General features: G+C 69.8%; 28 protein-coding genes. 17 read left to right on the plus strand and 11 right to left on the minus strand.

Annotated elements, in window-relative coordinates:
- Nucleotides 1-45 precede the first annotated feature (45 nt).
- Both bioD and ACFORO_RS30785 read left to right on the plus strand, forming a co-directional pair.
- Nucleotides 46-771 carry a dethiobiotin synthase gene (gene bioD / locus ACFORO_RS30780; RefSeq protein ID WP_377875911.1) on the plus strand — a complete coding sequence of 242 codons (726 nt, stop codon included), beginning with the start codon at nucleotides 46-48 and terminating at the stop codon, nucleotides 769-771.
- Nucleotides 772-1,019: 248 nt separating this feature from the next.
- The gene (locus ACFORO_RS30785; RefSeq protein WP_354750275.1) at nucleotides 1,020-1,619 is read left to right on the plus strand and encodes a DUF2567 domain-containing protein; all 600 of its coding nucleotides are present in this window, start codon (nucleotides 1,020-1,022) and stop codon (nucleotides 1,617-1,619) included.
- A gap of 595 nt (nucleotides 1,620-2,214) precedes the next feature.
- On the opposite strand, the gene ACFORO_RS30790 is transcribed toward ACFORO_RS30785, so the two are convergent.
- Nucleotides 2,215-2,931 carry an LON peptidase substrate-binding domain-containing protein gene (locus tag ACFORO_RS30790; protein ID WP_354737746.1) on the minus strand — a complete coding sequence of 239 codons (717 nt, stop codon included), beginning with the start codon at nucleotides 2,929-2,931 and terminating at the stop codon, nucleotides 2,215-2,217.
- A 43-nt stretch (nucleotides 2,932-2,974) separates the two neighbouring features.
- Nucleotides 2,975-3,610 (minus strand): NUDIX hydrolase, encoded by a 636-nt coding sequence (locus ACFORO_RS30795; protein ID WP_377875914.1) that lies wholly within the window; start codon nucleotides 3,608-3,610, stop codon nucleotides 2,975-2,977.
- Between the two features lie 152 nt (nucleotides 3,611-3,762).
- Here ACFORO_RS30795 and nadA point away from each other — a divergent pair, with 152 nt between their 5' ends.
- From nadA to ACFORO_RS30815, 4 genes are all read left to right on the plus strand, one after another.
- Nucleotides 3,763-4,773 (plus strand): quinolinate synthase NadA, encoded by a 1,011-nt coding sequence (gene nadA / locus ACFORO_RS30800; protein ID WP_377875916.1) that lies wholly within the window; start codon nucleotides 3,763-3,765, stop codon nucleotides 4,771-4,773.
- The gene (locus ACFORO_RS30805; RefSeq protein WP_377875918.1) at nucleotides 4,770-6,419 is read left to right on the plus strand and encodes an L-aspartate oxidase; all 1,650 of its coding nucleotides are present in this window, start codon (nucleotides 4,770-4,772) and stop codon (nucleotides 6,417-6,419) included. The genes nadA and ACFORO_RS30805 overlap by 4 nt, the downstream gene beginning before the upstream one ends.
- Entirely contained in the window at nucleotides 6,416-7,309 is an 894-nt protein-coding gene (gene nadC, locus ACFORO_RS30810; RefSeq protein WP_377875920.1) for a carboxylating nicotinate-nucleotide diphosphorylase, read from the plus strand. Before ACFORO_RS30805 ends, nadC begins: the two co-directional genes overlap by 4 nt.
- Nucleotides 7,310-7,371: 62 nt before the next feature.
- Complete coding sequence (locus ACFORO_RS30815) at nucleotides 7,372-8,541, plus strand: S8 family serine peptidase (RefSeq protein WP_377875922.1); 1,170 nt, start codon at nucleotides 7,372-7,374, stop codon at nucleotides 8,539-8,541.
- Nucleotides 8,542-8,618: 77 nt separating this feature from the next.
- Here the strand turns inward: ACFORO_RS30815 and ACFORO_RS30820 are convergent, their stop codons facing one another.
- From ACFORO_RS30820 to ACFORO_RS30845, 6 genes are all read right to left on the minus strand, one after another.
- Nucleotides 8,619-8,996: a hypothetical protein gene (locus ACFORO_RS30820; protein WP_377875924.1), complete on the minus strand. Its 378-nt coding sequence runs from the start codon at nucleotides 8,994-8,996 to the stop codon at nucleotides 8,619-8,621.
- A complete protein-coding gene (locus tag ACFORO_RS30825) occupies nucleotides 8,993-10,273 on the minus strand; it encodes an alpha/beta hydrolase (protein ID WP_377896682.1) in 1,281 nt (426 codons plus the stop codon). The genes ACFORO_RS30820 and ACFORO_RS30825 overlap by 4 nt, the downstream gene beginning before the upstream one ends.
- Nucleotides 10,270-11,592, minus strand: a complete 1,323-nt coding sequence (locus ACFORO_RS30830) for a WXG100 family type VII secretion target (RefSeq protein ID WP_377896683.1) — start codon at nucleotides 11,590-11,592, stop codon at nucleotides 10,270-10,272. The genes ACFORO_RS30825 and ACFORO_RS30830 overlap by 4 nt, the downstream gene beginning before the upstream one ends.
- Nucleotides 11,589-11,972: a hypothetical protein gene (locus ACFORO_RS30835; protein WP_344268260.1), complete on the minus strand. Its 384-nt coding sequence runs from the start codon at nucleotides 11,970-11,972 to the stop codon at nucleotides 11,589-11,591. Before ACFORO_RS30835 ends, ACFORO_RS30830 begins: the two co-directional genes overlap by 4 nt.
- A 97-nt stretch (nucleotides 11,973-12,069) precedes the next feature.
- Nucleotides 12,070-12,369: a hypothetical protein gene (locus ACFORO_RS30840; RefSeq protein WP_037809581.1), complete on the minus strand. Its 300-nt coding sequence runs from the start codon at nucleotides 12,367-12,369 to the stop codon at nucleotides 12,070-12,072.
- Nucleotides 12,370-12,385: 16 nt separating this feature from the next.
- A complete protein-coding gene (locus ACFORO_RS30845; RefSeq protein ID WP_093576046.1) occupies nucleotides 12,386-12,727 on the minus strand; it encodes a WXG100 family type VII secretion target in 342 nt (113 codons plus the stop codon).
- Nucleotides 12,728-12,940: 213 nt separating this feature from the next.
- Between ACFORO_RS30845 and ACFORO_RS30850 the strand changes: the two genes are divergently transcribed.
- On the plus strand, nucleotides 12,941-13,921 hold the full coding sequence (locus ACFORO_RS30850) for a hypothetical protein (RefSeq protein ID WP_377872799.1): 981 nt from the start codon (nucleotides 12,941-12,943) through the stop codon (nucleotides 13,919-13,921).
- A gap of 63 nt (nucleotides 13,922-13,984) precedes the next feature.
- On the plus strand, nucleotides 13,985-15,433 hold the full coding sequence (locus ACFORO_RS30855; RefSeq protein ID WP_377872798.1) for a class I adenylate-forming enzyme family protein: 1,449 nt from the start codon (nucleotides 13,985-13,987) through the stop codon (nucleotides 15,431-15,433).
- Nucleotides 15,434-15,494: 61 nt separating this feature from the next.
- On the opposite strand, the gene ACFORO_RS30860 is transcribed toward ACFORO_RS30855, so the two are convergent.
- The gene (locus ACFORO_RS30860) at nucleotides 15,495-16,199 is read right to left on the minus strand and encodes a S1 family peptidase (RefSeq protein ID WP_377872797.1); all 705 of its coding nucleotides are present in this window, start codon (nucleotides 16,197-16,199) and stop codon (nucleotides 15,495-15,497) included.
- A gap of 63 nt (nucleotides 16,200-16,262) precedes the next feature.
- Complete coding sequence (locus tag ACFORO_RS30865; RefSeq protein ID WP_377872796.1) at nucleotides 16,263-16,946, minus strand: hypothetical protein; 684 nt, start codon at nucleotides 16,944-16,946, stop codon at nucleotides 16,263-16,265.
- 63 nt (nucleotides 16,947-17,009) lie between these two features.
- On the opposite strand from ACFORO_RS30865, the gene ACFORO_RS30870 reads away from it, so the two are divergent.
- The 7 genes from ACFORO_RS30870 (at nucleotide 17,010) to ACFORO_RS30900 (ending at nucleotide 20,409) form a co-directional block, all read left to right on the plus strand.
- Nucleotides 17,010-17,444, plus strand: a complete 435-nt coding sequence (locus ACFORO_RS30870) for a WapI family immunity protein (protein WP_377872795.1) — start codon at nucleotides 17,010-17,012, stop codon at nucleotides 17,442-17,444.
- A gap of 114 nt (nucleotides 17,445-17,558) precedes the next feature.
- Nucleotides 17,559-17,897, plus strand: coding sequence for a hypothetical protein (locus tag ACFORO_RS30875; protein ID WP_377872794.1), 339 nt, complete (start codon nucleotides 17,559-17,561; stop codon nucleotides 17,895-17,897).
- Nucleotides 17,898-18,157: 260 nt separating this feature from the next.
- Complete coding sequence (locus tag ACFORO_RS30880; protein ID WP_377872793.1) at nucleotides 18,158-18,673, plus strand: hypothetical protein; 516 nt, start codon at nucleotides 18,158-18,160, stop codon at nucleotides 18,671-18,673.
- Nucleotides 18,670-19,026: a DUF6086 family protein gene (locus tag ACFORO_RS30885; RefSeq protein ID WP_354737719.1), complete on the plus strand. Its 357-nt coding sequence runs from the start codon at nucleotides 18,670-18,672 to the stop codon at nucleotides 19,024-19,026. The genes ACFORO_RS30880 and ACFORO_RS30885 overlap by 4 nt, the downstream gene beginning before the upstream one ends.
- Nucleotides 19,026-19,586, plus strand: a complete 561-nt coding sequence (locus tag ACFORO_RS30890; RefSeq protein ID WP_377872792.1) for a hypothetical protein — start codon at nucleotides 19,026-19,028, stop codon at nucleotides 19,584-19,586. The genes ACFORO_RS30885 and ACFORO_RS30890 overlap by 1 nt, the downstream gene beginning before the upstream one ends.
- Nucleotides 19,587-19,597: 11 nt before the next feature.
- On the plus strand, nucleotides 19,598-19,960 hold the full coding sequence (locus ACFORO_RS30895; RefSeq protein WP_377872791.1) for a hypothetical protein: 363 nt from the start codon (nucleotides 19,598-19,600) through the stop codon (nucleotides 19,958-19,960).
- Entirely contained in the window at nucleotides 19,957-20,409 is a 453-nt protein-coding gene (locus tag ACFORO_RS30900; RefSeq protein WP_377872790.1) for a hypothetical protein, read from the plus strand. The genes ACFORO_RS30895 and ACFORO_RS30900 overlap by 4 nt, the downstream gene beginning before the upstream one ends.
- A 6-nt stretch (nucleotides 20,410-20,415) precedes the next feature.
- Here the strand turns inward: ACFORO_RS30900 and eccCa are convergent, their stop codons facing one another.
- Entirely contained in the window at nucleotides 20,416-24,360 is a 3,945-nt protein-coding gene (gene eccCa / locus ACFORO_RS30905) for a type VII secretion protein EccCa (protein WP_377872789.1), read from the minus strand.
- 134 nt (nucleotides 24,361-24,494) lie between these two features.
- Between eccCa and ACFORO_RS30910 the strand changes: the two genes are divergently transcribed.
- Complete coding sequence (locus tag ACFORO_RS30910) at nucleotides 24,495-25,277, plus strand: WXG100 family type VII secretion target (RefSeq protein ID WP_377872788.1); 783 nt, start codon at nucleotides 24,495-24,497, stop codon at nucleotides 25,275-25,277.
- 34 nt (nucleotides 25,278-25,311) lie between these two features.
- The gene (locus ACFORO_RS30915) at nucleotides 25,312-26,355 is read left to right on the plus strand and encodes a WXG100 family type VII secretion target (protein WP_377872787.1); all 1,044 of its coding nucleotides are present in this window, start codon (nucleotides 25,312-25,314) and stop codon (nucleotides 26,353-26,355) included.

Here is a 26,355-nt window from a genome sequence, read left to right on the forward strand (position 1 = left end):
CCCCGAGTGTTGACATCGGGGAGCACGTCAATATCTTGATGGCTCGTGACGACGCTCGTGATGACCGGAACCGGGACCGACGTCGGCAAAACGGTCGCCACTGCGGCGATCGCGGCGCTGGCCCTCGCGCAGGGACAACGCGTCGCGGTGCTGAAACCCGCACAGACCGGCGTGCTCCCCGGGGAGGCAGGCGACCTCGCCGAGGTGGTGCGGCTGGCGGGCAAGGACCTGACGATCCGCGAACTGCGGCGCTACCCGGATCCGCTCTCCCCGGAAGCCGCTTCCCGCCGCTCCGGGCTCCCGGCCGTCGGCCCCGGCGAGATCGCCGCCGCCGCGAGCGAACTGGACGCCACGCACGACCTGACGCTGGTCGAGGGCGCGGGCGGGCTGCTGGTCCGGTTCGATGCGCAGGGGAGCACGCTGGCGGATGTCGCCTGGTCGCTGGGCTCCCCGGTGGTTTTGGTAGCCCAAGCCGGACTGGGCACGCTCAACACCACTGCGCTGACCGCTGAAGTCGCTACCCGGCGGGGCCTGAACGTCGTGGGCGTCGTCATCGGCTCCTGGCCCAGCGCCCCCGACCTGGCCGCCCTGGAAAACCTCCGTGACCTGCCGGTCGCCGCCGGCGCCCCGCTGCTGGGCGCCCTCCCCGCCGGATTGGGCGCCGCCGATCGCGACACCTTCGCCGAGCAGGCCCGCCTGGGCTTGTCCCCGTGGTTCGGCGGCGAATTCGACCCGGAAGCCTTCACCGCCACCGCCTCCACCCAAAACTGACGCCCCCGCGCTCAACCACTCCCTCCGCGCTTAACCACCCATGACACCCCCTGGCCTTCCGCGCAAACCCAAGCAACCCCAAGTACCTTGAAACCCCAACTCGCCCCCACCGAGAAATCGCCCCGGTTTCTGGACTGAGCGATCCGATCGGCCCCCGGGCCGAGCGGATCGGGAGGGAAGAAACCGGATGAAGGCGATTTCTCCGCCGCGACGAAGTCGCGGCAATCCAATCCAGAAGGGAGTCCCCGGTGGTCGATTCCGCGGGAAAGGCGGCGCATCGGTCGTCGGCGGTTGCCGAGGGGTGGTCGGTGCCGGTGTTGTTTCCGCCGCAGCGTCCTCGGGTGGTGGTGAAGGCCGATCTTCTCCCCGCGGTGAGCGTCTTGTCGACTGCCGCGTTGCTGGGGATTCCGATGGGCTGGTTGTGGTCTCTGCTGGCTCCGGCCGAGCGGGTTCGGGTGATCAGCACCAACGGTCAGCTGGCTGCGTTGGAGCTGGAGAGCTGGCATCGGTTTGACGATCTCGCTGTGTTCGGGTTTCTCGCGATGGCGACCGGGTTGCTGATCGGGCTGGTGGTGTGGTTCCTGCGGGAGCGGCGCGGGCCGGTGGTGCTGGTCGCGGCTGCCGGCGGGGCGTTGGTCGCGGCTTGGCTGGGGACGCAGATGGGGCCCGCTTTCGCCAACTCGAAGTATTCGGTGGACGCGCCGCCCGCGCTGGGGGCGGTGGTTGAGCAGGCGCCTCGGATCGAGACCGGGTGGGTGGTGCTGGCCGCGCCGTTGGTGACGTGTTTGGTTTACGCGTTGATGACGGCTTGGAATGGGCGGGAGGATCTTGGGCGGCGGTTGGGGTGAGTCTCTGGGGGCGGCTCGTCGCCTGGCGGCGACATTGCGCACGGTGGTTGCGTGGGGCACCCCGAAGCTTGATTGTGCTGACGGACGGCGGGTGCTTGTCAAGGCGGGAAAGATGCCTTGACAAGCACCCGCCGTCCGCATTTCGGCTTCGTATCGGGGTGCGGGGGTGGTGTGGGTGCACTGCGAGTTGGGTGCGCTGGTGCGGCTAGGTGGTGGTGCGGGTGCACCTCGAGTTGGGTGCGCTGGTGCGGTTGGGTGGTGTGGGTGCATCGCGAGTTGGGGTGCGCGGGCTGCGGTTGGGCAGTGGGTGCACGCGGCTGAGTGGCTGGTCGCGGTGGGTTCGCGATGCGGGGGTTAGCGCCCCAATGTGGCGTTGGGTGCATCTGACGCACCGAATGCCACATTGGGTGCGTGGGACGCACCGAACGCCACATTGGGTGCATCGCGGCGGTGGGGTGGTCCGTGAAGGGGTCCTTGAGGGAATCTAAGTCCGTGAAGGGGCCCCTCACGGCCGTCGGAGCGGGTGCGTGGGTCGTGAGGGGAACCCTGAGGGAATCAGGGTTCGTGAGGGTGGCCCGCACGGACCGCGGCGGAGTTAGTTCAGGTCTGCGGGTTTGGTGAAGGTCGCCAGTTCGGTCGGCGGCAGCGGCACCGCGCCGAGGGTTTCCAGGAATCCGGCTTCCCTCGTGAGCAGGCGGCAGACGATGCGCAGGCGGCGCAGGGGATGCGTTTCCTCCAGCAGCAGCTGACGATCCTCCAGCGGAAGGAGGCAGTCGGCGGCTAGTTGGTAGGCGAGTTCGCCCAGGTCGGCGTCGTCGTGCGGGGGGTGCCAGTCGTCTGCGTGCCAGGCTGCTTCGCAGTATCGCTCGTGGGCGGCGCGGGCTACCTTGGCCAGTTGGTGGGCCGTCGATTCCGCTGTGGTGGGGACCGCGTCGTCGGGAAGCCAGTCCACCACGGCCATCAGGTACGGGGCGGACGCCCGGTGCAGTTCGCGCAGGCGGAAGCGGCGGGCTGCTTTGGTGACTACGTCGTAGCGGCCGTCGGGAAGGCGTTTTGCCTCGCGCAGGATTGTGCTGCAGCCGACGCTGTACACGTGGTCCAGACCACTGACCTCGCGCACGAGCGGCGCGCGCAGGGCGACTACGCCGAATTCGTGTTCGGGGACGGTGCCGGTCACCAGGTCCGCGGTGAGCTGCCGGTAGCGCGGTTCGAAGATGTGCAGCGGCAGGTGCGTACCGGGGAGCAGCACTGTCTGCAACGGAAACAACGGCAGGGTCGCCGTCCCGCTGGGGCACTGCTCTGGCTCGGTCACGCGGTCCACGGTACGGGCTGCGGAGCGCTGGCGCAGTTCGTGTTCACCGCCGCGGCGGGGGCTTCAGGACCGCGAAAGGGTCGGTGATGTGCATGTCTTTCGCGGCAAAAGAAAACAGCGCCGCAGGTCGTCCGCCTGCGCGACCGGGGGCGGCGGTGTGGCCGGTGGGGACCAGCAGACCACGCCGTTGGAGCACGCGTTGCAGGTTCGTCGCGGCCACTTTGTAGCCGAGTGCGGCGGAGTACAGGCCGCGCAGTGCGGAGATGGTGAATTCCTCTGGGGCCAGTGCGAAACCCAGGTTGGTGTAGCTCAGTTTCGACCGCAGACGGTCGCGGGCGCGCAGCACGATGGCCTCGTGGTCGAACGCGGTGCGCGGCAGGGCGTTCACGTCGTGCCACTCGGTGTCTTCGGGGACTGCTGGGTCCACGTCGGAGGGGACCAAGCCCAGGAACGCGGTGGCTACGACGCGTGGGCCGGGGACGCGGTCTGGGGCGCTAAAGACGGCTAGTTGCTCTACGTGCTTCAGCTGGCGGACGTCGACCTTCTCGGCGAGCTGCCGTCGGATGGAGGTTTCGACGTCCTCGTCGGGGCGAAGCCGGCCGCCCGGGAGGGACCAGCGGCCCAGGTGTGGATCTAGTGCTCGGCGCCACAAGAGGACGCGCAGTGTGTCGGAGCGCACTTGAAGGACTGCCGCCAGAACCTCGTGGGCCAGGGGGGCTCGGGTGTTAAGATGGCTTCGCACGGTTTTCGATTATAAGGCGAAAACTGGGATGGGGAGGAACCGGGGTCGATCCGGTTCCTAGGCCGGCGAAAGTCGAGAGGGCCGAAGACATGACCACCACGCTTGACCAGGATCTGACCCCTTACGGCGGGGTCGAGGCGGACGCGGACTGGGCCGCCCGCGTGCGGGAGCTCGCCCGCAAGCGCGACGCGGTGCTGCTCGCGCACAACTACCAGGTCCCGGAGATCCAGGACATCGCGGACTTCACCGGCGACTCTCTGGCGCTCAGCCGCATCGCGGCCGGCAGCGACGCGTCGACGATCGTCTTCTGCGGCGTGCACTTCATGGCCGAGACGGCGAAGATCCTGGCTCCGGAGAAGACGGTGCTGATCCCGGACGCGCGGGCGGGCTGCTCGCTCGCCGATTCCATCACCGGCGCGCAGTTGCGCGAGTGGAAGGCCGAGCACCCGGGCGCGGTGGTCGTCTCGTACGTCAACACGACGGCCGAGGTCAAGGCCGAGACGGACATCTGCTGCACGTCGTCGAACGCGGTCGACGTCGTCGCCTCCATCCCCGCTGACCAGGAAGTTCTCTTCCTTCCGGACCAGTTCCTCGGCGCGCACGTCAAGCGCGTGACCGGGCGCGAGAACATGCACATCTGGGCCGGGGAGTGCCACGTGCACGCCGGGATCAACGGGGCCGAGCTGGCCGCGCGCGCCGAGGAGAACCCGGACGCCGATCTGTTCATCCACCCCGAATGCGGCTGCGCGACCTCGGCGCTTTACCTGGCCGGCGAGGGCGCGGTGGCCCCGGATCGGGTCAAGATCCTGTCCACCGGGGACATGGTGCACGCGGCGCGCGACACCAAGGCGACCTCGGTGCTCGTGGCCACCGAGATCGGCATGATCCACCAGTTGCGCAAGGCCGCGCCGGAGATCGACTTCCGCGCGGTGAACGACCGGGCCTCGTGCCGGTACATGAAGATGATCACCCCGGCCGCGCTGCTGCGGAGCCTCACCGAGGGCGCGGACGAGGTCCACGTCGATCCCGAAACGGCTTCGCGGGCCCGCGCCTCGGTGCGGCGGATGATCGAAATCGGGCAGCCTGGCGGTGGAGAATGAGCGGCCTAGTTAACGCCGATGAGGCGAAAACCTCACCGGATCCGCGCTGGGAAGCACGGGCCGATGTGGTGGTGATCGGCAGCGGCGTGGCCGGGTTGTCGGCGGCGCTGCGGGCCCGCGAACTGGGGCTGCACGTGCTGGTCGTGACGAAGGCGGCGGTCGCCGACGGCAACACGCGGTGGGCACAGGGCGGCGTGGCCGTGGTGCTCGACGGCGAGCGCGACGAGGGCGACACGGTCGAGAAGCACACGGCGGACACGCTCACCGCCGGAGCCGGGATCTGCGACGAGGCCGCGGTGCGGTCGATCGTCGGCGGCGGTCCAGCGGCAGTCACCGAGCTGCGGCAGAACGGCGCGGTGTTCGATCACAGTTCGAGCGGCCTGTCGCGGGCTCGCGAGGGCGGGCACAGCGCGTTCCGGGTGATCCACGCTGGCGGCGACGCGACGGGCGCGGAGGTTGAACGCGCGCTGGTCGCGCAGGCTGGCGAGCGGCGGATTCCGGTGCTGGAGCACCACATCGCGGCCGACGCGCTGCGCACGCCCGCGGGCGAGGTGGCCGGAGTGACGGTGCTCGACCGCAACGGTGTGCCGGGTGTGGTGCGCGCGTCCGCGGTGGTGCTGGCCAGCGGCGGGTTCGGGCAGCTGTACCAGGCGACGTCCAATCCGGAGATCGCGACCGGTGACGGGCTGGCGCTCGCGCTGCGCGCCGGGGCGACGGCGGCCGACGTCGAGTTCGTGCAGTTCCACCCGACGGTGCTGTACACGCCGGGCGCGCGCGGGCGGTGTCCGCTCGTCACGGAGGCGGTGCGCGGCGAAGGTGCGACGCTTGTGGACGGCGCGGGCGCGTCGGTGATGGCCGGGGTGCATCCGCTCGGCGATCTGGCCCCGCGCGACGTCGTGGCGGCGGCGATCACCCGGCGGCAGTTGCTGGCCCCCGGCGGCATCGACGATCACGTTTTCCTTGACGCCACTGACATTCCCGGGTTCGCCAAGCGGTTCCCGACGGTGCACGCGGCGTGCGCGGTGCTCGGCATCGACCCGGCGGTGGACGCGATTCCGGTGACGCCCGCGGCGCACTTCGCGTGCGGCGGCGTGGTGGCCACTGTGGACGGACGGTCGAGCGTGCGCGGGCTGTATGCCGCGGGCGAGGTCGCTCGGACCGGGTTGCACGGGGCGAACCGGCTGGCGTCCAACAGTCTTCTCGAAGGGCTGGTCGTCGGGCGGCGGACCGCGGAGGCGGTCGCCGCGGATCTGGCCGCCGGGTTGCTGCCGGACCCGGCACGGGGCCGGATTCCGGAACGGACGGTCGCGCCGACGGCGGAACGTGATGTGCTGCAACGGGTGATGAGCCGGTACGCGGCGATCGGCCGGGACGCGGACGGGCTCGCGGCAGCGGTCTCGGCGCTCGACTTGTCGACAACGGACAGTCCGTTGTGGACACACAGTGGGGTGGAGGACGCGGCGCTCACCTTGGCGGCCCAGGCCTTGCTGGCGGCGGCGGAGCGGCGGACGGAGTCGCGGGGATGTCACGTGCGGACGGACTTCCCCGAGCGGGACGAAGGGCTGCGGCGGAGCCAGCTGATCCGGCTGAGCCCGTCGGGACAGCCGGTACTGGTCGAGGCGGCGTCGTTGGAAGGGGTGGCATGAGCGGGGAATTCTCCGAAGCGGTCGTGCGGTCGCTGGTGGTGGACGGGCTGGATGTCGCGGACGTGCGGCGGGTCGTGACCACCGCGCTGGAAGAGGATTTGCGGTACGGGCCGGACGCCACGACGGCGGCCACGGTTCCGGCGGATGCCCGCGCGGTGGCGGAGCTGACGCCGCGCGTCGCCGGTGTCGTGGCCGGGATTCCGGTGGCACTGGCGGTTTTCGACCAGGTGCTCGGCGACGACTACGAGGTGGTCTCGATCCGTGAGGACGGCTCGGCCGCCGTCCCGGGGGAGCCGGTGCTCGTGCTGCGCGGTCCGGTGCGCGGGTTGCTGACCGCGGAGCGCACGGCGTTGAACCTGTTGTGCCTGCTGTCCGGAGTGGCGACGGCGACCGCGGCGTGGGTGTCCGCGATCGACGGAACCGGTGCGGCGGTACGGGATTCGCGCAAGACGACGCCGGGCTTGCGGCTGCTGCAGAAGTACGCCGTGCGGTGCGGTGGCGGCGTGAACCACCGGATGGGTCTTGGCGACGCGGTGCTGATCAAGGACAACCACGTGGTCGCGGCCGGTTCGGTCACCGCGGCGCTGGCGGCCGCGCGGGAACACGCGCCGCAGCTGCCGTGCGAGGTCGAGGTGGACGATCTGGCCCAGTTGGACGAGGCGTTGACCGCCGGGGCGGACGAGGTGCTGCTGGACAACTTCACGCCGGAGGAGTGCGTGAAGGCGGTCGCGCGGCGCGACGAGGTGTCGCCGAAGACGCGGCTGGAGTCGTCCGGCGGGCTCACGCTCGACCGCGCGCGGCCGTACGCCGAGTCCGGTGTGGACTATCTCTCCGTCGGCGGGCTCACGCATTCCTCGCCCGCTCTCGATCTCGGGATGGACCTGCGATAACCCTGTCGCCGCGGCCCGCTCTCCACTAGAATCTCCTTGTCCGACAAGGGGAGGGGGCCGCGGTGCGGGGAATTGCCGCCGGAGCGGTGGCCGCGCTCGTGGTGCTCGGCCTGCCCGGCACGGCGACCTCGGCCCGGGCGGCCGCGTGCGCGAATCCGTCCGGCCCGTACACCGGCGCGGTGTCCTGGGGCCAGCGGCTGGTGAACCCGCCGCGGCTGTGGGCGCTGACCAGGGGCGAGGGCCAGACCGTCGCGGTGATCGGCACCGGCGTCGACAAGCAGAACGCGCAATTCGGGCCGGGACAGGTGCTCGGCGGCGCGGGCACGGCGGATTCCGACTGCGACGGCCGCGGCACGATCGCCGCGGGCATCGTCGGCGCGCAGCCGGCGAACGAGACCACCTTCACCGGCGTCGCGCCCGGTGTGAAGCTGCTTCCCTTGCGCTACACCGAAAGCAACGGTTCGTCCTCGGACGGCGGCGGTGATCCGGGTGCGCTGGCGGGGGCAATTGACACGGCGGTCGACCGCGGCGCCGGAGTGATTCTCGTGGCGGTTCCGGCGGGTTCGGACAGCGCGGCGCTCGGTGCGGCGCTCGACCACGCGAAATCGCGCGGGGCCGTGGTGATTTCAGCCGCGGCGGCTACTCAGCAAGGGGCGCATACGTATCCGACCGCGTCGAAGGACGTGCTCGCGGTCGGCTCGACGGACGAATCCGGCGCGCCGGTGCAGACCGAAGCCGGGGACTACCTCGGAATCGCCGCGCCTGGCGCGAATCTGGTGAGTACGTCGGCCGGTGGCGGGGGCGCGGTGGCGCATCGGTGGCCGATCACCGACCCGAGCCTGGCCGCGGCTTATGTCGCCGGAGTGGCGGCGCTGGTGCGGTCGGCGCATCCGGAGCTGAAGGGCGAGCAGGTGGTGAACCGGTTGATGCTCACCGCTTCCCGGCCGCCGTCCGGGGCGCACGATCCGCGCCGGGGCTGGGGAATGCTCGACGCTTACGCCGCGGTGTCGTCGACGTTGCCCGCCAACGCGCCCGGTCCGAGTGCGGCGGCGGTGCGGTCTCAGTTGCCCGCAGTGGTTCCGGCGGCCGCGCAGGCTCGGCCGACGTCTGATGTGGCGGCCGGAGTTGTTGCGGTGGGCGGGGTCGCGGCGGCTGCGGCGGCGGGGATCGGCGTGGCGGCGTTCCGACGGGGGCGGCGGCGCGGGTGGCGGCCGTCGCGGTTTCGGGCCTGAGCCGGAGGGGAGCTGACGGCGGGCACCCCGCGTTGGCTGCGCTGCTTGGTGCGGGGTCGCGAGCGGCAATGCCGGTGCTAACCGGGATCAACACTCACGAGACGGGTCGAGCCGATGATGGCCACCCCGCGTCCGTCGCGCGCGATGTGCACGCTGAAATCCGCGCCCTCGCGCGAAAACCGCCCGATCACTTCCCGATAAGTGCTGCGGTCGTACGATTCCCAGCCCGCCGCTTCCAACGTCGGACGCACCGCTTCGGCCAGCACCCGCAACGCACCCGGGCTGTCCTCCAGCCGGACCCCGTACTGCCAGCACACCAAATGCCCCGGCTGCGCGGGATCGCAGTCCAGCTCACCGTCCACTGTGGGCACTGCGCGCGAGCCGAACGCCTCGGCGACACTGTCGATGACGTTCGTCAGCTCGGCAGCCAGATCCGTCAATTCGCGCGTGATCACGGCAGCACCGCCGGAACCGGCACGGGTGCTTCAGTGACGTGGCCGCCGGTCAGGACGCCGTAGATGTTCTCCCACGAGTCCGAACCCGGTTTGAGCACGCCGCTGTGCGAGGACAAGCCCCACTGCACGTCGCCCGCCGCGTCGCGGCCGGTGGTGAGTTCGGTGACGCCGGGGAAGGTGTCCGGGTCGGCTCCGTGGCCGATGCCGGTCCATTCCAGTGCCCCGGCGTTGCCCTGGGCGAGGATGATCGGGTCCAGCGGGGCGGTCATCGAGTACCGCTGCACGCCTGCCTGGCTCGGCGGCAGGTCCGCTGGGCTCCATACGCCGTGTCCCATGCCCGCCGACTCTACGTGCAGCACCCGGTCCACTGGCAAGCCTTGCTGGTCAGCGAGCCCGACGGTGGCGCCGCCGTAGCTGTGTCCGATCGCGGTGATCGTGGCCGCCCCGCCGGTCTGGGAGTCGACCTGGCCGCGCAGTTCGTCGCCGAACGCCTTGAGGTTCGGGGCCATTGTCTGCGCGTAGCTGGCTTCGGCGCCCTCGGTGGTGACGTTCTGCGGGAAGACCCCGTCGGCCCAGACGACCATCGCGGTCCGGCCGCTCGGGTCGGCGGCGACGAGGCTGCGGCCGAGGTCGGCGTAGGACTGGAAGGTGTCCATCCGGGTGTGCACGCCGGGCACGAACAGCCCGACGTTGCGGGTGCCCGGCTGGATCGTGCCGACGAGTTCGGCGATCCGGCCGTTGCCGGACGGATCGAACCGCAGGATCTGCCGGTGGTCGTCGAGAATGCTTTGGTACAGCGCGATTCGCCGCTGCGAGCGGGCGATGTCGTCCGGATCGGACAGTCCGGCGAGGCGGGTCCGTTCGGCGGCGAGCGCGTCGGAAACCTTCGTCCGGTTGGCCGCGATGGTCCCGGCCCAGCCGCCGCTGCTGCTGGCGGATTTTCCGGCGGAGGGAACGGCTTCCTCGGGCAGCAGCGAGCGGTACATTGCCGCCACCTGCTCGTCGGCGCGCCGGTATCCCGCGGACGAAGCGGTGAGACCGTCGCGAAGGACCTGGACGCGAGCGACGCGCTGGTCGACGTCCCCGGCGAGGGTACCGAGCGTTTTCGCCAGCCCGGCGGCACATCCGGCCGACGCGGACACCTGGCCGAAGGCCGCGGCGGGCACTCGTTCGCCCGCCACGGCCTGCTGCGCGGTCCGGAGCGCGCCGGCGCGGGCGTCCAGTTCGGACGCCGCGCCGGCGAGTTTCGCCGGGGCGACCCGGTAGCCGTCGGTCACGGCTGGTCGGTCGGCTCTTCGCCGATGACCGAGGGCGCGACGGGAGCCTGCTGGCCCCACACGTTCTCGGTTTCGACGAGCCACGCGGGAATCCGCCTGCCGGAGCCCATGTCGCCGCCCGCGCCCATGCCGCCCATCGGCATCATGGGCATCATCGGCATCGCGCTCTTGGCCGCCGCGCCCGCCGCACCGGCGGCGCCGCCCGCGAGCCCGCTCAGGACGTTCGACTGCGCGTTCCCGGCGAGCCCGGAGTGCGCGGCCGGAGCTTCCCCGGCGCCGCTGAGGCCGCCGCCGGACGGAATGCCGCCGCCGTCGATCGACGGAGCGCCCCCGCCGCCGACCGGGATCCCGCCGCCGCCCCCGCCCTCGGGACCGGCCCCGCCGCCGAGCTTGATGCCCGGCGGAGTGTCCTGCTCTTTGTCCTTGTCGTTCTTGTCTTTGTTGGTGCCCGAGGCCCACGGCGGAACCTTCGGCATGATCGACCCGAAGCGGCCGAACGCGGCGGCGGACGCGGCCGCGAGACCGGCGGTGAACATGTCGCCGAACAGCGGGCTGCCCGGGGTCTGCGCGGGATGCCCTGGCTGGGAGCCGGGCGCCTGCGTGCCGTCGGTGGGCAGCGGGTGCGAGTCGACCGGGGCGCCGACCGCGGTGCCGCCGTCCGGGCTGTTGCCGATCGGGCCGGTGGCGCCGCCGGTGGAAGCGCCGCCGCCGGGGACCGGCTTGGGCGGCGGGGCGGCCGCGTTCGGCGAGACCGGGATCGTGTCCTCGGCGGTGTCGTAATTCGTCGCGAGGTTGTTCATCACGACGATCGCCTTCGCGTGCGCGGAGCCGGCGGCGTTGGCGGCCTGTTGCTGCGCTTCGACGTTGGCGATCGCCTGCTGCCGCTGCTGCGTCGCGGCGACGACGGTGGCGGGCGGGGTGTCCGGCGGGAGCAGCGGCGGGTTGACCGCCAGCGCGACGTCGGCGGGCGAGACGTCCGGCACCGCGACCGGCGGCGGCATCTCGGTTTTCGCCTTGACCAGCGCGTCCGCGGCGTCCTCCAGCATGTCGCGCATGCCCTGCGCGGTGACCGCGACCTTGCGGATGCCGCCGACGAGGTCGGTCATCATCGTCCGGTACTGGTCGGCCGCGCCGCCGGTCCACGAACTGGAGAAGTCGGTGAGCTGGTCGGACAGGTTCTCCGCCTGGTCGTACAGCCCGCGCGAGGCCGAACCCCACTGTTCGGCCGCGGCGCGCGCGGTGGTCGGATCGCCCGCCTGCAGCATCGCGTAGAGCTGCTGATGGGTGTAACCGGCGAAGTTGGTGCGAGGGCCGCTCATGCCTTCTTACCCCCTGAGGAATCGAGGCCCAGCAACGAGAAAAGCGGGTCCAGCAGACCGGTCTGCTGACCCGATTGGTGCAGGTCGCCCGCGACCGACTGGTCGGCTTGGGCGTAACCGTCGGCGACGGTGGTGGTGACGTCCTGAGCGAACGTGATCGCCCCGCGGACCTGTTCGAGCAGGCCCTGCATTTCGGCGACCGCGGCGTGGTGGGCGTCGGCGAGCGAAGCGGCTTCCCCGAACTCCCCGAACAGCAGCGGATGCTCCCCGAGGGTGCGCAGGAAGTCGTTCGGCCGGGACATCGCGTGGATCTGGGTTTCCAGCTCCCGGACGAAGTCGCTCAGCGATTCCAGGTGGACGTAGTACGACTGGTCGGGCATCGGCCGGTGACCTCTCGTGCGGCAGGACGCGGGAAAGCCGGCCGTCCGGAGCGGGCGGGGGGTGGTCCCGCCCCGGACGGCCGGCGTCGGGGCCGGATCAGGCGAACAGGCCCTGGTTTCGGTTCTCCAGCTGGTGCTGGAGATCGTGGGCGTCGCCGACCTTGGTGCCGAACTGCGCGATGATCGCGACGATGTCGGCGGTCGCCTGGCGGAGCCGGGTCTCGGACGCGCGCGCCGCTTCACCGGCGGAGCTGCCCGAGGCGTACCAGGTCTGGGTGATCGGCTGCAGGTTCTGGTGCAGCTGCTCCAGCTGGGAGGTCAGTGCCTTCGCCTTGGCGGCGAGCGACGCGGAGCTGTGCTGCAGGGCTCCGAAGCTGATTTCTACGACGTCAGCCATGGTGTCTTGTCCTCTCTCAGGGGTTGAGGCGAGGGATCACGTTGCCCTCGACGGTGTGGCTGACGCTCTGGAAGCTCTGGTGCACGTCGGAGTCGCCCGAGTTGTAGTTCGCGTGGCTGGTGTGGACCAGCTGCGACATCGTGTCCAGCTCGCGGACGGCGGCGGTCATCTTCTCCTGGAGCCTGCGCTGCAGGTCCCAGAACGCGACGGCCTGGTCGCCCTTGTAGTTCCGCAGCGTCTCGGTCAGCTCGGACTCCAAGCTGGCCATCGTCGTCTTCGCGCTCGACGCGGTCTCCTCGAAGCCCTGGACGGCGCGCGTCATGGCAGCTGAATCTGCCTGGAATCCCGGACTGGACATCTGACGGGCCACCTCCTTCCCTCTCGTGGAAAATCCCGGTGCGCGGCGGGCCGCGCGGTGTGAATGTCACGCTAGAAAAAGAGCGGGTCCGGTCAAACGGCACAACTGCCGGTCGCTTTGACGGCACTATTACCCACAGGTGGGGTGCGCCCTACCCCCAAGACGGGGGACGACGCCAGTGTTCGGCCCCCCGCTGGCAGCCAGGCTGACCCCATGACTTCCTGGGGATTACGACTGTTCCGGCTGCATCGCCCGCTGGGGGTGCTGGCCGGGGCGATGGTGCTGCTGTTCGCCGTGTGCGTGTTCGGGCTGCTGCTGGATGATCGCACGCTCGTCAACGCGCCGCTGTGGGCCAAACCGTTCAAATTCGCTGTTTCCGTGGCGTTGTACGCGCCGACGCTGGCGTGGCTGTTGTCGCTGGTGAAGCGCGGCCGCCGGGCCGGCTGGTGGATGGGCACGGTGTTCGCCGTCGCGATGGGCGCGGACATGGCGCTGCTGGTGTGGCAGGTGCTCGTCCAGGACCGTCCGCTGCACTTCAACCACGCGACGCCGGCCGACGTGACGATCGGCAACCTGCTGGCAGGCGGCGCATTCACCGCCTGGGGCACGACCGCGGCGGTGGTCGTCCTGCTGCTGTTCCAGAAGCTGCCGGACCGCGCCCTGACGTCCGCGCTGCGCTGGGGAACCGCGCTCGCGGTCGCGGGGATGGGGCTGGCGCTCATGATGTTCCAGCCCACCCCGGCACAGCAGAAGGCGATGGACGGCGGCGGGATGCCGGCGATGATCGGCGGGCACACGGTCGGTCTCGAGGACGGCGGGCCGGGGTTGCCGCTGCTGGGGTGGAGCACGGTCGGCGGGGACATGCGGATCACGCATTTCGTGGGGATCCACGCGATTCAGGCGTTGCCGCTTCTGGCGCTCGCGTTGGTGGCGCTGGCTCGGCGGTATCCGGTGCTGGGCAACGAACTCGTGCGGCGTCGGCTGGTGTGGACTGGGGCCGTCGGGTACGCGGGGGTCATGGCGATTACGGCGTGGCAGGCGATGCGGGGGCAGTCGATTGTGCGGCCGGACGTGTGGACGCTCGCGGCGACTGCTGGGTTGGTCGCGGTGGTGGTGCTTGGCGGGGTGCTGGCGGTGCGGGCGGTGCGGCCTTCGGCGGTTCCCAGTGAGCGGCATGCGTTGAGGGGATTCTGAGATCTGTTCGGTACCTCTTGCCGGGCCGGTCGCGGGTGGCTGGCCCGACGGGAGGACGGTGTCATGGCATTTCCCCAGGAGCTGCTGGATTCGCTGCGGCGCGCGCCGGAGGACGTCGCGTTCGAGCACGGGGAGCGGCGGGTTCGCCGGGGGGAGGTGCTCGATCTCGTCGGGCGGTTCGTCGCCGGGTTGCGGGCGGCCGGGGTGCGCGCCGGGGACGGCGTCGGGATCGCTACCGGGGTGACGCCGGAGGGGTGGGCCGCGCAGGTCGCTGTGCAGACGCTGGGGGCTCGGGCGGTGGGGGTGCGGGAGGGGTTGCCCGCGGCGCATCTGGCCGCGGTGCTGGACGGGGTTGCTGCCGTGGTGACTGATGGTTCATTTCAGTTGCCCGGGGTTCGGGTGTTGCGTATCGGGGCGGAGCTTCTTGCCGAGTACGAGGAGCCGGTGCCTTGCGGGCGGCCTGAGGACCTGGGGTGGGTGGTTTTCACCAGCGGGAGCACCGGGGCGCCCAAGGGGGTCGCGTATCGGTTTGACGCGTTGGGGGAGTTCGGGATCGAGCAGCGGGGGAAGACGCCGGAAGGGGAGTATCGGCGGTTTTTGCTGTTCGGGACTTTGAGCAGTGCGGTGATGGTGTTGCATTTGCAGGCTTGTTTGCTTGCCGGGGGGACTGTGGTTATTCCGGCGGGGGCGCCGGATTTTCCGTGGGTTCTTCCTCGGCTGGATATTACGGCGGCGTTGGTGACGGTGCCTCGGTTGTATCGAATGTTGGATGTGCTGCGGCGGGAACAGGTTGATCTTTCCCGGTTGCGTGCGCTGACCGTGGCCGGGTCGCCGGTGGAGCCTGGTTTGCTGGCCGAGGGGTTCGAGCGGATAGGTTCCTCGTTGCGGCAGGGATATGGGCAGACTGAGACCGGGAAATTGACTGTGTTGTATCGAGGGGACGTCGCCGAGCATCCGGAGGCGATCGCTTCGGTGGGGTTGCCTTGTGACGGTGTTTCCGTGGAGGTTCGGGATGCTGCCGGGCGAGCGGTTCCCGCTGGGGTTTCCGGGGAGGTTTTCGTTCGTGCGGCTCGGGCTTTCGCGGGGTATTGGGGGGATTCCGCGTCGAGTCGTTCGGTGCTGGTTGACGGGTGGGTTCGCACGCAGGACATCGGGCGGTTGGATGAGCGTGGATTTTTGTATCTGACCGGGCGCGCGCGGGATGTGGTGATCGTTAACGCGGTGATTCATTACACCGGGCCGATCGAGCGGGTGCTCGCTTCGCATCGCGAGGTGGATCAGGCGTACGTCGTGGCTGTGCCGGATGAGCGGACCGGAGAGGCGGCGCACGCGTTTGTTGTTGCCGCGCCGGGGTGTGTGCCTGATCCGGTGCGGTTGCGGGAGGCGGTCGCCGCGGAGCTGGGGGAGGGGGCGGTTCCGGCTTCGGTGACCGTGGTGGGGGAGGTTCCGGTGGCGGAGTCCGGGAAACCGGACAAGGGGGCGTTGCGGGGGATGGTTGTGCGGGGCGCGTGAAAGCCGTGAAGGGCTCCTTGCGGGAATCTGATTCCCGCAAGGAGCCCTTCACGGCTTTGTGTTACACGCCTGCGGTTTGCTTGATCCAGTCTCGGCTGGTGGCGACGCTGGCGTAGTTCTGGGTGCCGTGTTCGTCGCTGCCGGAGTTTTCGCCGGTGGAGCAGACGCCCACCTGGACGCCGTCGGCCAGCTGCGGGCCGCCGGAGTCGCCGTGCCACGAGGAGCCGGTGACGCCCTTGCTGGCGATTGCCTTGCCGTTGAAGGCGTCCGTGCTCTCACCGGTCACCTGGACGTCCGCGGTCTTGAGGGTGTCGGACGGCGGGCTCTGGTCCTTGGTGCGGCCCCAGCCGTAGATCTGGTTGGTGGCGCCGTTTTCCGGGTCCTTGTCGGCCAGCTTCATGAACGTCGTGTCCACCGCGGACTTGAGGTGCAGCAGGGCGATGTCGCCGTTGGGCGAGGCCTTCTGCTCGTCGACCGCCGCTTCAGTGCCCTTGCCCAGCGAGACGTCGCCGACCTTGACGTGCATGCCGCCCTTGTTCAGGCAGTGCTGCGCGGTGAGCACCCACTGCGAGGCGATGATCGTGCCGGAGCATTCGAAGCCGCCGTAGTCGGTCACGTCATCCCAGAAGATCTGGGCGCCCCACGGGGCCGACTTCACGGTGCCGCCGCCGATGATGTGCGTGTCGGCGCTCGCCGGGAGTGCCGCCCCGACTCCGAACGCCATCGCTGCCCCTGCGACGACGGCCGCCGCTTTCGCGTAACGCATGGAAAATCCCTCCGCCTCGGTGGTGATTTCCCGACCGTAGGCGGCATCTGGAAATCCGGTAACCTACGGAAGTCGGTCTTCGATCCACGTTTCGCGGAGCGTGCCGTCCGGGTCAAGACGCTGGTAGAGGGCTTCGGCTTGCTCCGGACGGGTGAGCGCGGCGACGGCGGCTTCCTGCTGAAGACGCAGTGCGCGGGCGGAGACGCGGAGTTTGCGGATCCGCCCGCGTACCCGGACGCGGGCTCGCCACGGGTGCCAGAGAACGGCTAGCAGAAGGCTGGTGGTTTCGGCGCGGTAAGTCTGGGCGGCTTGGGCGAGCTGGTCGGCGTTGGCGTTGGGGATACCGCCTAGGCGTCGGTCGACAGTTGTCACTACGGCGCTTTCCAGGACGCGTTCGTGCGCGCCGCCGGCGAAATCGGCTACTCGGCGGGGGATTCCGGCGACCAGTACCGCGGTGAGGAGTTCGGACAGAGCGTCGTGGAGGGCGCGGTGGGCGTCCGTGCCGTCTTCGAGGACGGCGGCGATCCCGAGTGCGTTGGCGAGAGTTTTCCGGCTGGTCAAGGTGTTCGGGGGCAAACCGATCCGGATTTCGTGCACGCCGCCGGAGATCGCGCGGGTCGCTTCGAGCCGGCGGTATACCTCGGCGCGGAGCTGGCGGCGTTCCTGGACCTTGGCAAGGTAGTTCGTCAGCGCGGCGCCGACGACACCTCCGCCGGTGGTGTAGGCCAGTTCGACCAGGCCGGGCATCCGGGCTCCCTCCCTCGCGGACTGCATATGCTGGCAGGCAAGCGAGAACTACAGGGGAGTGGGATGCGAACGGTGACCTTCGGCGCGGCTCGCGGCGACCGGCTGGTGATCGCGGTCCGCGGTCGGGCGCATCCCGGCGCGGACGACTTCTGGGACGGGAACTGGCTGGTCAGCCCGATCGAAATCGTGTCCGGCGGGTTCACCGCGCGGTTGGACGCGGGGTTGCGGGTCAATGAATTGCAGGCGTTTCGCCAGGAGTTGGCTGCCTGCACGGAGTCCGGGGGCAGCGCGCGGCTGACGTCGCTGGAGGACTGGCTGGACCTGACCGTGACCGTCGAGGACGGCCGCGTCGAGGCGGAGGGTGTGGCGGTCGCGGATCATTCGAGCGGGAACCGGTTGTTGTTCCGTCTCGAGGGGATCGAGTACGCGCAGGTGGCGGAGGTTGTGGCCGCGTTGGCTGCGGTGGAGGAGGAGTTTCCGGTACTGGGGCTTCCGTGAAGGCCTGCCTGCAAGCGGCGTACGGATTCACTGTCAACGTGGGTGAGGAACGCTCTATGACGGCGGGATGCGCGGATGGCGTATGAGATCCACTTGTACTGCAGGACTGGCGGGGTGGACGCCGCAGCGGGGTTCGATGCCCTGACTGCGGGTGCTGCGGTGTCGGTCGAGGATCGGCAAAGCGGCGAAGGCTGGGTGTCCGCGGAGGTGGGCGACGGTTGCCAGCTCCAGTTCTCCGCGGGGACTCCGGTGGCGGCCGCGATGATCGCCGAACTGGCGCCGAGCGACGAGTCGGGCCGGGTCGGCGTCTCGGACGCGATAGCGACGCTCACGCTGAGCGGCGAGGTCGAGTGGTCGACGGTGTCGGCGGTGTGGCGTTCGGCGAAGTCGTTGTGGGACGTGGTTCCTTACGATGACGGCTCCGGTTTCGCAGTGGACCTGGACGCGTTGTGACCGGCGACAGTGGGGATGCTCCTGGCTGCTGGCGGGACGGTATCCGGAGCTGGCGGTCGCGGCGGAGCACCCGGTGCTGACGCCGGTGTGGGCCAAGCGAAGCGAGGTGCCCGCTGATTCCGGTGTGTCGCGGGAGCTTGCCGCGATGGAGGCGTTGGTTCGCGGGGAGTTGTGCGGGCCAGAGTTTCCCGGGCCTGGGGTGCTGCTTGGCGGTTGTCCAACGAGCGTCGGGAACGGTTGCGGACCCGTTCTATCTGGTCTTGAACCACCTCTGCTTCGTGCTCGAGGACTATCCGATCGATCCGACGCTGCGCGACCCGGGCGACGTGACGGACGAGGAGCTGCTCGCCGAGGTGCGTGCGGCGCTGCGACGGCTGGCGGCGGCGGAAGGCTTCTCCGTCCGCGGTCCGGTTGCGCGGGGGATCCAGCTGTACTGCCGGACCGGCGGGTTGAGTGCTGCCGCCGGGTTCGACGCGCTGACTGCGGCGTTGCCGGTCGACGATCGCCGCGACGGTGAAGGCTGGGTGTCTGCTGAGGTGGGTTGTCATCTTGAGCTCTCCGCGGTCGCGCCGCTGATTTCGGAGGCGCACTTGGAGATGATCCTGAAGTTGTCGCCGGGTGACGAGCCGGGTCGCGTCGCCGCTGCCGACGCGATCGTGACGCTCGCGGTGAGCGACGAGGTCGCGTGGCCGGAGGTAACGGCGGTGCGGCGGGCGGCGAAGTCGTTGTGGGACGTGGTTCGGTACGGCAGCGGCGCGGGCAGGGAGGCTGAGTGAGCTACATTTTCACTACTGTCGACGACGAGGACGTGTGGAGTCCGGCACTTCGGGTCGGCCGGTTGTTCGTGAGCATGGGTGTGACGCTGGCGCACAACTTCGACCTGGACATCAGCGACGCCGGGCTGAGCCCGATGGCCGCCGATTTCTCTTACGTGGATCCGGCGAAGCTTGCCGTGTTCGTGCGGACGGTGCTCGACAGTTCCGTGATGACTCATCAGGTGTACCGGGAATTGGCGCGCGGGTTTCTCGGGGTCTGCCTGGTTCTGCTGGAACGGTCCGGTATTCCGGTCGAAGACGTGCCGCCGGATGTTGCTCGCTGCCGGGATTCGACGCGGAATATCCCGAGCTGATGTCGTGGCCGGAGATCCCGCGGTTGGTCAGGTTGTCGTTGCGGGAGCGGTTCGAGTGGTGGATCGGCGGGGGACGGCTGCCGGACGGAACGCATCCGCGGGGCTGGAGCGAGTTGCTCAGTCTGTTGTTCAGCGGGTTGTGGAGAGAGATCGACGAGGGGCAGGCGTGGTCGGAGGCGGAGAAGGACCGGTATCTGCGCGCGGCCTGTGACGTGCTCTCGTACGTGGAGGAACACGGGCTGCTAGAGGAGGACGAACTGCTGAACCGGCAGATGTTCATGTCGATCGGGCTCGTGAAATCCGGTTTTTCCTTGCCTGGCAAGGGGTATGCTGCGGAGGACGCCATCCGGCAGATCATGGCGGTGCTCACGCCCGAGCGGATCGACGAGTGCGAGCGGCTGAGCCCTGGGTGGACGAAGTTGTCGACGCCGGAGATCGCCCGGCTGCATCGGGTCAAGCAGCTCATCAAGCTTGCCGGAGAGATGCGGGACCATCTCGTCGATCCGGAGCTGCGTGCCGTCGTGCTTCGGTGGGAACCGCTGTATCCGCGATTGCCCTGAGAGAGGCGGAAATGCTGAGCCAGCACGAACGCATGGCCGACGTGATGAACCGTCCCGGCGTGTACGGGATTTACCGCCTGGAGCAAGCCCTCGCCTTCTTCGGCGGGTTTAACGCGGCGGCCGAACTCGGGTACTTCCGCGGATTCGAAGCATGGCTGGCCCGCAACGGAGGCCCTGGGCCGAACCTCGCCTGGCCGTATCAGGCGGAGAAGGTGGTCGCCGCGCGGGCGGCGAAGCAGGCGGACGAGGTAGAAGAGTTTTTCTCGCTGGTGAGGGAGTTCCTCGCCGAAGTACGGCAGCTCACGCTTCCGCCGCCGCCTTCGCCGAGTCGCTTGCTTTCGCAAGAGCGTGCCGGTGCGGAGGAAAGCCGGTGATTGACCCGGAGCCTCAGCGACCGGTCAGTTTCTGGGACTTCCACCGGATCTCGGACATATTCGCCTGGCCCACTCGCCGCAAGTCGCTCCCCGCGGAACGGCCGGATATCCAGTGGCGGTCGATCAAGGTCATGGTGGAATGGTGCGCCGACCCGCTGTGGATCTTCGATCCGTACACCCACGACGTGACGATCCCAGTCAACCCCGCGTCGCCGGAGCTGGGGTTGAGCGCGGAGCTGGCTCGCGACCTGTCCGACTGGCGGGACGAATGGGAAGCCACGAGGAACTGGGCTGACCCGCCTTCGTCCGCGTTTCCGTCGGACGAGGCCGAACGTCGCTTCGACGAGCGCGGCTGGGAACTCGCCCGGCGGGTTCGGCGGGAAGTGCCCGCGGAGTGGGACGTTTCCTACTCGGGCCATCTGTCGAGCCGAGAGATCTTCCTCGACTGAGACCCCTCAGTCCTCCACCGGTTTAGTCCACGCCACCTGCACCAGCTCCGTCCCGTGCCGTCGCGAAACCAGCGTCCCCCGGCCAGCCGGTTGCGGAGTGGGCTTCACATCCCCCATCAGCGCGCCCTCCTCCTTGCCGCCGGACATGACCAGACCAGGCGACCCCAGCTCCCGCACCCGCTGGATCACCGCCTCGTACATACCCCGCCCGGCGCCGCCGGAGGAGCGGGCCAGGATCAGGTGCAGGCCGATATCCCTTGCCTGCGGGAGGAATTCCAGCAACGGCAGCACCGGGTTCCGGCCCGCGGTCGCGACGAGTTCGTAGTCGTCGATGACTACGTACAGGTCCGGCCCCCGCCACCACGATCGGTTGCGTAGCTGATCGGGCGTGACATCGGGACCGGGGAGGCGGTTGCGCATCGCGGTCGCGCATTGGTTCACCAAGTCCGTCAGGGTGTTCTCCGCACCGGCATAGCCGAGCAGGTGCGGTTGGTCCACCACGCCCAGCAGACCCCGGCGATAGTCGCCGACCAGGATCAGGGCCTCGTCGGGGGTGTTAGCCGCACAGATGCCGGTGACGAGCGAACGCAGCAGCGAGCTCTTGCCCGATTCGACGTCGCCGAAGGCCAGGAAGTGCGGGTCCGTCCGGAAATCCAGGTGGACGGGGCGCAGGGTCGATTCGGCCAGACCCAGGGTGATCCGGCCGCGCGGGGCGGCGGGGAACGAGTCCAGCGGGACTTCCGGCGGAAGAAGGCGGACCTGGGGCGCGCGCGGGCCGGTCCAGGCTGCGGAGACTCGGCGGACCAGGTCCAGGCCGCCGGCGCCGACGGTTTCCGGGCGTTGGTCCGAGTCGATGCGCGGGAGGGCCGCGAGGAAGTGCAGTTTGTCCGCGGTGAGACCGCGGCCGGGGCGGTCGGCGGGGACGTTTTGGGCTACCTTGCGGTCGATCGACGAGTCCGCCGGGTCGCCCAGCCGCAGTTCGAAGCGGGTGCTGATGGCGTCACGCAGCTGCGCGCGGGCGCCGATCCACTGGTTCAGCGAGACCAGGACGTGGATGCCGAAGCCCAGACCCCGTTGCGCCAGCGCGGTGATTTGTTCTTCCAGGCGTTCGTACTCCGAGCGGATGGTGGTCCAGTTGTCCACGAAGAGGAACACATCGCCGAACTCGCGGTCGTCGCTGCTTTCGGTGAATTCGCCGCGGCGGCTGCGGAAGGAGGCCATCGACTCGATCCCGTGCGCGGCGAAGAATTCTTCCCGTTGTTCCAGCAATGTCACGAGTTCCGCGACGACCCGGCGGCAGCGTTGCGGGTCGCGGCGGGTGGCGTAGCCCGAGACGTGCGGCAGGCCGGCGATCGGGGCCAGCGCGCCGCCGCCCATGTCCAGGATGAAGAACTGCACCTCGGCGGGAGTGTGCGTGAGCGCGAGCATCGCCGCGATGTCCTTCATCAATGTCGACTTGCCGCTTTGCGGTGCGCCGACGATCACCGCGTTGCCCGCCGCGCCGGAGAAATCCGCCCACAGCATGTCGCGACGCTGTTCGAAAGGCTTGTCCACCAACGCGACCGGGATGGTCAGCTTTCCGTTGCCGCCCCAGCCGAGGGGACACAAACCGCGGTGGGGGTCTTCGCCGATCGGGGGCAGCAGCTGGTCCAAGGTGGGCGGTTCGGCCAACGGCGGCAGCCAGATCTGGTGGGCGGCCGGGCCGCGTCCTTCCAACCGGGACAGCATCGCGCCGATGATGGTTTCGCCGGTGCCTTTCGCGGGGGCCTCGGCGGCGGGTTGTTCGGCGACCGGTACTTCAACCGGCCCCAAAGTGAACGGCAGGACGCCCAGTTGTTGACCGTCTGACCGCACAATCCGGCTGCGTGGCGGGAGTTCGCCGGAGACGTATGCGGCCTTCAGCCGGATCAGGGTGTCGTTGTCGGACTTCAGATACGCCGAACCCGGCACCGGCGGCAGCTGGTAGGCGTCCGCGACACCCAGCACCGCACGGCTTTCCGCGGCGGAGAACGTCCGGAGGCCGATCCGGTACGACAGGTGCGAGTCGAGCCCGCGCAGGCGGCCCTCTTCGAGACGCTGCGAAGCCAGAAGCAGGTGGATGCCCAGGGAGCGGCCGAGCCGTCCGATGGCGACGAACAGGTCGATGAACTCCGGGCGTGAGGACAAGAGCTCGGAGAACTCGTCGATGATCACCAGCAGCGACGGCAACGGCTGCAGCGGAGTACCGTCCGCGCGCGCCTTTTCGTAGTCGCGCACCGAGGCGTAGTTGCCTGCCGCGTGCAGAAGTTCCTGCCGTCGCAGCAGTTCGCCGTTCAGCGCGTCCGCCATGCGGTCGACGAGCGCGAGGTCGTCGGACAGGTTCGTGATCACCGCGCAGGTGTGCGGCAGGTCGGTCATGCCGGCGAACGTCGCGCCGCCCTTGAAGTCGATCAGCGCGAGGTTCAGCTTTTCCGACGAATGCGTGACGGCCAGCGCGGTGACCAGGGTCCGCAGCAGTTCGCTCTTGCCGGACCCGGTCGCGCCGATCACCAAGCCGTGCGGGCCCATGCCGCCCTCGGCGGATTCCTTGAGGTCGAGGTCGACGGGACGGCCGTCGGGGTTCACGCCCAACGGGATCCGCAGGCGGTCGCGCGCGGGGCGCGGGGCCCAGGTGACGGTGGTGTCGGTGTCGCGCGGGTCGCCGATGCCGAGAAGACCGGCCAAGCCGAACGTCGAGGACATCGGTTGTTCGCTGACCACCGCGCCGCCGTGGTGCAGCGGCGTCAGCATCCGGGCCAGTGCTTCGGCCGCGCCGTGGTCGAGCCGGTCCGGCATGCCGAGGAAGCCGAGCCGCGCTTCGGTGCCGTCGAGCACCACCATGCCGAGCTGATCCGGTGAGACGTGCAGGCTCAGCAACCGCTCGGTCGAGGTCGCGCGCGGCTGGTCGCCGCCGACTTCCAGCACTGTGATGCCCAAACGGCCTTCTTCGGCCAGCAGCCGAGGTTCGCCGTGGGAGTCTCCGCCGTCGACGACGAGCACGATGTGCGGCAGGTCGGCCGACACCCCGCGGCGCGAGAACGCGGGGCGGTCGCCCAGGTCCGGGCCGAGCAACCGCGCCAGTTCCGCGGCGTTGTCGGCGAACAGCCGCCGCTGGCCGGTCGCGTCGGCGAGCACTGGCGCGGTGGCGTGCGGCAGCCACTTCGCCCAATCCCAGTCGTGCGAACGGTCCGGGGCGACGCAGAACGCGACGCGCAGGTCGGTCGGCGAGTGGAACGTGACCAGTTGAGCCAGCACCGCGCGCGTCATCCCGAGCACGTCGAACCGGCGGCCGGACAGGGTCGCGGCCGCGTACGAGCGCAGCGACACCGAAACCGGCAGGCCTTCGACGGTGGAGAAAGTCTGGATGAAGTGCTTGAGGTTGGTGGAGGAAACCGGGTCCAGCTCTTCCAGCGGTGCGATCTGCGGCGCGCGCAACGGCGTCGCGAGGGGCTGCGGGCCGGTGGCCGCGCGCACCATCGCGAACGAGCGGTCGGCGCGGCGGCGGTCCCAGTGCTGGTCGGTTTCGACGTAGGACCACAGGTCCGCCGGATCCGGCTGCTGCGCGATCAGCGTCGCGCGCTGGGAGTCGGCCACCGCGCGCACGCGCGTGCGAAGACCCGCGAGATACCGCTGGTAGTCGCGGCGCTCCTCGTTGATCTGCGCCTTCTTCGCCATGCCGCCGCGGCCGAGCGACATCACGATCATGCCGCCCATCGCGGTGACGAACAGCGCGCCGAAGATCCAGGTCATCACCCCGCCGTCGCGTCCGATGTAGACGAACGACATCGCGCCCATGCCGAGCATCATCGGCAGGAACATCATGAGCTGCATCACGCCGCCGGAGCCGCTCTTGGGCAGCATCGGCGGGGACTGCAGCATGATCTCCCCAGGCTGCTCCCCGAGCAGGCCGAGGCGGTCGCGGGTGGAACTCATGCCCCGTATTTTGGCCGCCTGTTGTCCGGTCGCGGTGGGTACTTTTGCCGTCCGCTCGCCCGGCGGCGCGAACTTACGCTCTGCGCAGACGCCCCGCACCGGTGCGTCGTACGCACGGAGCGGGAGGGAGAGCCATGGGCACGACCGGCGAGTACCGGGCCGAGCCGGAGGCCATGCGCTCCACCGTCGGCAACGTGGGCGGCATCATCGCCCACGGCATCAACGCCGTCGCAGACCTGGAAAAACTCGTCCTGCAGCCGACGACGTTCGCCAGTTTCGGCAGCGTCGTCGCGGCGGCGAACGAGGCGCTGCACTCGCAACAGGTGACCGCGGTGCGTTCGCTGCTGCAGCTGCTGCAGGAGATCAACGGCCTGGTCAAGCACAGCGCGGACGCCTACCAAAGCGCCGACGAAGCAGTTTCCGACGGCTACGGCGGCGGTGCTCAGTCTGCTGGGTCTTCTACGTCGCTGACGTCGATCTGGGGAGCCCCGCACGCCGCGCACCTGGCCGCGGCGGCGATCACCGACAGCACCGGCGCGCACGGCGAACCGTCCTCGGTCGGCAATGTGCTGCGCTACCTCGGCGACGCGGACCTCGGCAGGCTCGCCGAGCACCCGCTGACCGACGCCCGGTTCCACGGCGTCGCGGACTTCAACGACTGGCTCGCCGGCGACGCCGACAACCAGGCGCGCGTCGGCCTGATCGAGGTGTATTCGGGCACCGCGCGCACCTTCGGCGACGTGCCCGGCGGCGTGCACAGCGGCGACGTCGTCGTCGTGGAGCCGCTCCTGCTGCCCGACCACCACCCGGTGATCGGCGTCGCCGGGGACGGCGGCGCCCTCTACAACCACGGCCTGCTCGACCCGGGCCTCGGCGGACTGGCCAAGGTCAGCGTTTACCGGCCCGCCTCCGTCTGACCCCGAACCCCCGACCAAGTGAGGTCCGAAGCCGATGTTCTTCCCGAACTCCAGCGCGATGGACGCCACCGCGACCAGCGGCGGCCCGATCACCGTGCTGCCGCAGATCGTCACCGGCCAGCCCGAGCAGATCGCCAAGCACGTCCTCGACCTGCTGCACAAGGCCGCCGAGCTGACCTCGCTCTACACCGAGCTCAGCAAGGCCGCCGACCAGCTCGGCAAGGTCTGGTCCGGCGGGGCGTCGGAATCGGCGCTGCAGAAGATCTCCCACTCGCTCGAGCAGCTCACCAAGATCATCAACGTGATCGAGAAGGGCGCTGAGCTGCTCGGCGTCTCGGGCACGCTGGTGAAGGCGGCGCAGGAGGCGTACCGGTCGGTGGTCGCCGCGGTGAACCCGACCGTCGCGTCGCTGATGTCGAACTGGTGGACCTACGGGGCCGCGGTCGCGCTTTCCACTGCCACGAGCGCCACGCTGCGCGGATTCATCACCGCGGTCGGCGGTCTGCTGAAGGCGCTCGGCGCGGGGGACCTCGCGAACCAGATCACCCAGGTCGCGACGATCATCGGCGACATCGAAAAGCTGTTCCACCACGGTTCTTCCGACGCCAATGGCGCGGCGGGCAACGCGGCGGTCTCGGGTACTCCGGTCACCGCGCCGCAGCTGCCCGCGCCGGTCGCGAGCGCGTCCGGACAGGCGGCCATCGGCGGCAGCGGCGGGGGAGTACCCGGGGGCAATCCGTCGTTCACGAACTACACGCCGCCCGCGTTGTCCAACGGCGGCTGGCCTTCGGGCAGCGGCACTGGCGGTTGGCCGTCCGGCGGAGGTGCCGGATCGGCGGCCAACGCGGGGAACAGCTGGATTCCCGTGGATCCCGCCCCGGCCCCGGCTCCGTCCCCCGCGCCGTCGGTGCCGGGACAGTCGACCGGTGCGCACGAGGTGGTCATCCACACCGACCTGAACACCGGCCAGTCGACGGTCGAAGCTCCGGCCGGGCAGGACGTGGACATCGATGTCGACGTCACCTACCAGGGCAAGCACTTCCAGCAGCACGTCGACATCGACGCGAAGGGCGCGTAG

The organism is Amycolatopsis halotolerans (genome assembly GCF_042647905.1).
Classification (GTDB): domain Bacteria; phylum Actinomycetota; class Actinomycetes; order Mycobacteriales; family Pseudonocardiaceae; genus Amycolatopsis; species Amycolatopsis halotolerans.

Bases quoted from the DNA above. Each gene is read 5' to 3' on its own strand.
- ACFORO_RS30870 (WP_377872795.1), top strand. From the start codon at position 17,010: ATGCGAACGGTGACCTTCGGCGCGGCTCGCGGCGACCGGCTGGTGATC.
- ACFORO_RS30855 (WP_377872798.1), top strand. From the start codon at position 13,985: ATGGCATTTCCCCAGGAGCTGCTGGATTCGCTGCGGCGCGCGCCGGAG.
- nadC (WP_377875920.1), top strand. From the start codon at position 6,416: ATGAGCGGGGAATTCTCCGAAGCGGTCGTGCGGTCGCTGGTGGTGGAC.
- ACFORO_RS30890 (WP_377872792.1), top strand. From the start codon at position 19,026: ATGTCGTGGCCGGAGATCCCGCGGTTGGTCAGGTTGTCGTTGCGGGAG.
- ACFORO_RS30910 (WP_377872788.1), top strand. From the start codon at position 24,495: ATGGGCACGACCGGCGAGTACCGGGCCGAGCCGGAGGCCATGCGCTCC.
- ACFORO_RS30845 (WP_093576046.1), bottom strand. From the start codon at position 12,727: ATGTCCAGTCCGGGATTCCAGGCAGATTCAGCTGCCATGACGCGCGCC.
- ACFORO_RS30915 (WP_377872787.1), top strand. From the start codon at position 25,312: ATGTTCTTCCCGAACTCCAGCGCGATGGACGCCACCGCGACCAGCGGC.
- ACFORO_RS30895 (WP_377872791.1), top strand. From the start codon at position 19,598: ATGCTGAGCCAGCACGAACGCATGGCCGACGTGATGAACCGTCCCGGC.
- ACFORO_RS30850 (WP_377872799.1), top strand. From the start codon at position 12,941: ATGACTTCCTGGGGATTACGACTGTTCCGGCTGCATCGCCCGCTGGGG.
- ACFORO_RS30830 (WP_377896683.1), bottom strand. From the start codon at position 11,592: ATGAGCGGCCCTCGCACCAACTTCGCCGGTTACACCCATCAGCAGCTC.
- ACFORO_RS30835 (WP_344268260.1), bottom strand. From the start codon at position 11,972: ATGCCCGACCAGTCGTACTACGTCCACCTGGAATCGCTGAGCGACTTC.
- eccCa (WP_377872789.1), bottom strand. From the start codon at position 24,360: ATGAGTTCCACCCGCGACCGCCTCGGCCTGCTCGGGGAGCAGCCTGGG.
- nadA (WP_377875916.1), top strand. From the start codon at position 3,763: ATGACCACCACGCTTGACCAGGATCTGACCCCTTACGGCGGGGTCGAG.
- ACFORO_RS30865 (WP_377872796.1), bottom strand. From the start codon at position 16,946: ATGCCCGGCCTGGTCGAACTGGCCTACACCACCGGCGGAGGTGTCGTC.
- ACFORO_RS30840 (WP_037809581.1), bottom strand. From the start codon at position 12,369: ATGGCTGACGTCGTAGAAATCAGCTTCGGAGCCCTGCAGCACAGCTCC.
- ACFORO_RS30860 (WP_377872797.1), bottom strand. From the start codon at position 16,199: ATGCGTTACGCGAAAGCGGCGGCCGTCGTCGCAGGGGCAGCGATGGCG.
- ACFORO_RS30805 (WP_377875918.1), top strand. From the start codon at position 4,770: ATGAGCGGCCTAGTTAACGCCGATGAGGCGAAAACCTCACCGGATCCG.